This is a genomic window from Enterobacter cloacae complex sp. XAL002 (assembly GCF_049236805.1).
Lineage (GTDB): Bacteria > Pseudomonadota > Gammaproteobacteria > Enterobacterales > Enterobacteriaceae > Enterobacter > Enterobacter intestinihominis.
The window spans coordinates 1-3,296 of record NZ_JBMKJN010000057.1 but is presented as its reverse complement, the minus strand read 5'-3'; the positions used below and the strand labels follow the sequence as shown (position 1 = coordinate 3,296).

1 pseudogene is annotated in these 3,296 nt (G+C 52.3%); it reads left to right on the top strand.

Annotation, left to right across the window (positions count from 1 at the left end):
• The first annotated feature begins 194 nt into the window (after window positions 1-194).
• A pseudogene (locus ACOT0L_RS23785) lies at window positions 195-3,202 on the top strand (Tn3 family transposase).
• Window positions 3,203-3,296: the final 94 nt, after the last annotated feature.

Below are 3,296 nucleotides of genomic sequence, written 5' to 3'. Positions count from 1 at the left end.
ATGTAAGGCCTTTGAATAAGACAAAAGGCTGCCTCATCGCTAACTTTGCAACAGTGCCATACTGTGTAGTATCATAATGCATAAATCACGATTTTTGATACTGACATTCAGTACCGTTTTGGGTGGTATCAAAACTCATAACATTTGAGACGGTTAAAAAGAGAACAGAACACCCGTTTACGAAAGGATGCGTGATGGCTGCTGATTTTCTGACCGACAAACAGACACAGAACTACGGGCGTTATGCCGCAGAGCCAAACGAGATCCAGCTGGCACGGTATTTTCATCTTGATGAGCGAGACCTTACTTTCATCAACCTGCGTAGGGGCAGGCATAACCGGTTGGGAATTGCCCTTCAACTCACAACTGCCCGCTTTCTGGGAACCTTCTTGTCCGATCTCATGCAAATACCGCCCGGTGTCCAGTTTTATGTCGCAAGGCAACTTAACATCCGCTATCCAGAGATCATTTCCCGCTATGCTCAAAGGGAAAACACACGTTGGGAGCACCACGGGCTTATCAGGCAGCACTATAGCTATCATGATTTCGGTGATTTCCCGTGGTCGTTCAGACTGAAGCGATTGCTGTATACCCGTGCATGGCTCAGTAATGAACGCCCCGGACTGATGTTCGATTTTGCCACCGCGTGGTTGCTTCAAAATAAAGTGTTGTTGCCAGCCGCATCCACCCTGACGAGAGTCATTGGTGAAATCCGTGAGCGTGCGACCCGCCGCTTGTGGCGAAAATTGGCCGCGCTGCCAAACCGTTGGCAGACCGCACAACTGGCTGGGTTACTTGAAATCCCCGAAGGACAGCGACTCTCAGTGATGGAGCACCTAAAAAGAGGCCCTGTCACTATCAGCGGCCCCGCGTTCACTGAAGCACTTGAACGTTACACTCGCCTGCGCAGCCTGGAGTTTTCCTGTCTGAATTTCACTGGGCTGCCCGCCATACAGCTCCGCAATCTGGCACGCTATGCCGGAATGGCATCGGTGAAATATATCAGCAGAATGCCAGAAGAACGGCGGCTGGCGATCCTTACCGCATTCGTGAAAGCGCAAGAAATCTCGGCGCTGGACGAGGCCGTTGACGTGCTGGATATGCTGATCCTCAATATTACCCGGGAGGCGAAGAAAACCGGGCAGAAAAAGCGACTTAGGACGCTCAAGGATCTTGACCGCGCGGCGTTGCTGCTGGCGCGGGCATGCGCACTTTTACTTGATGAAGATACCGCCGATGATTTGCTGCGAAAGACCATATTCAGCAGTGTGTCTGTCGCCAGACTGGCAGAGTCCGTGGAAAAAGTGAATGAACTGGCCCGCCCCCAGGATACAAACTTTCAGGATGAAATGGTGGAGCAATACGGACGGGTAAGGCGTTTTTTGCCCGCACTACTGCGCGATCTGCACTTCCGTGCGGCCCCAGACGGTGAACATACCTTGGCTGCCATCCATTACCTGGCAGAGCTAAACGGCTCGAAAAAACGGATCCTGGACGATGCACCTGAACATATCATTTCAGGCCCTTGGAAACGCCTGGTGTACGATGCTGACGGTCGGATACAGCGAGCAGGTTACTCGTTGTGTCTGCTGGAGCGACTTCAGGATGCGCTACGCCGTCGTGACATCTGGTTGGAAAACAGCGATCGTTGGGGTGATCCGCGCCAAAAACTTCTTCAGGGGGAGGAATGGCAGGCGCAGCGGGTTCCAGTCTGCCGGGCATTGGGTCACCCCACTAATGGCAGTAAAGCATCGGAGCAATTGGCCGCTCAGTTAGATGAAACCTGGAAAACGGTGGCATCACGTTTTGATCGCAATACCGCCGTGGACATCTGCAATGAAGGTAAACATCCTTCGCTGACCATCAGCAGCCTGGATAAATTGGATGAACCACCGGCGCTGATACAACTGAGCAGCCGAGTCAGACAATTGCTTCCACCCGTTGACCTGACAGAACTGTTGCTCGAGATTGACGCCAGAACTGGCTTCACCCGTGAATTCAGCCATGTCAGCGAGTCAGGTGCCCGTGCGCAGGATCTGCATATAAGCCTGTGTGCGGTGATGCTGGCTGAGGCCTGCAATATCGGACATGAGCCGCTGATCAAGCACAATATCCCTGCACTGACTCGCCATCGTCTGAGCTGGGTGAAACAGAACTACATCCGAGCAGAAACGCTGGTTAGCGCCAATGCGCGGCTGGTTGATTTTCAGTCCTCGTTAGCGTTGGCAGGATACTGGGGGGCGGGGAGGTAGCCTCCGCTGATGGTATGCGTTTTGTCACGCCAGTGAAAACGGTGAATTCTGGCCCCAACAGAAAATACTTTGGTTCAGGGCGCGGCATCACCTGGTACAACTTTGTCTCTGACCAATATTCGGGTTTTCATGGCATAGTGATTCCTGGAACACTGCGGGATTCCATCTTTGTGCTGGAAGGGCTACTTGAGCAACAAACGGGACTAAACCCGGTTGAAATCATGACGGACACAGCAGGTACCAGTGACATTATCTTTGGCCTGTTCTGGCTACTGGGATACCAATTTTCACCTCGTCTGGCGGATGCGGGTGAGGCTGTGTTCTGGCGGGCCGACAAAGCAGCGAATTACGGGGCGTTGGACAAACTGGCGCGGGGTTGTGTTGACCTTTCTAAAATCGAAAGCCACTGGGATGAGATGATGCGGGTTGCCGGTTCGCTGAAGCTGGGCACTATTCATGCGTCAGAACTCATTCGATCGCTATTGAGAAGTACCCGACCGTCAGGGCTTGCTCAGGCAATAATGGAGGTCGGAAGAGTTAACAAGACACTGTATCTTCTCAACTATATTGATGATGAGGACTATCGTCGCCGGATCCTAACACAGTTGAACCGGGGTGAAGGCCGCCATGCCGTTGCAAGAGCCATCTGCTACGGTCAGCGTGGCGAGATCAGAAAACGTTACCGCGAGGGGCAGGAAGATCAGTTGGGTGCGCTGGGTCTGGTGACAAACGCAGTGGTGCTGTGGAATACGCTTTATATGCAGGAAGCCTTGTCGCACCTGCGCAGCATCGGGGAAGGGCCAGAGGATGAACATATCGCGCGGCTTTCGCCTCTGATGCACGGTCATATCAACATGCTGGGACATTATACGTTCACACTACCGGAGGATATTATGAAGGGGGAATTGAGGCCGTTAAATCTCAATTTAAACAATGAATTATCTCCTTAGCGTGGTTTTTTACATCATTGGCCCTCAAACCCCATGATGATGGTTTCGAAACGTCTTAAGGCCAAAGACTATCGAACGGTTTCCACGGGATTTA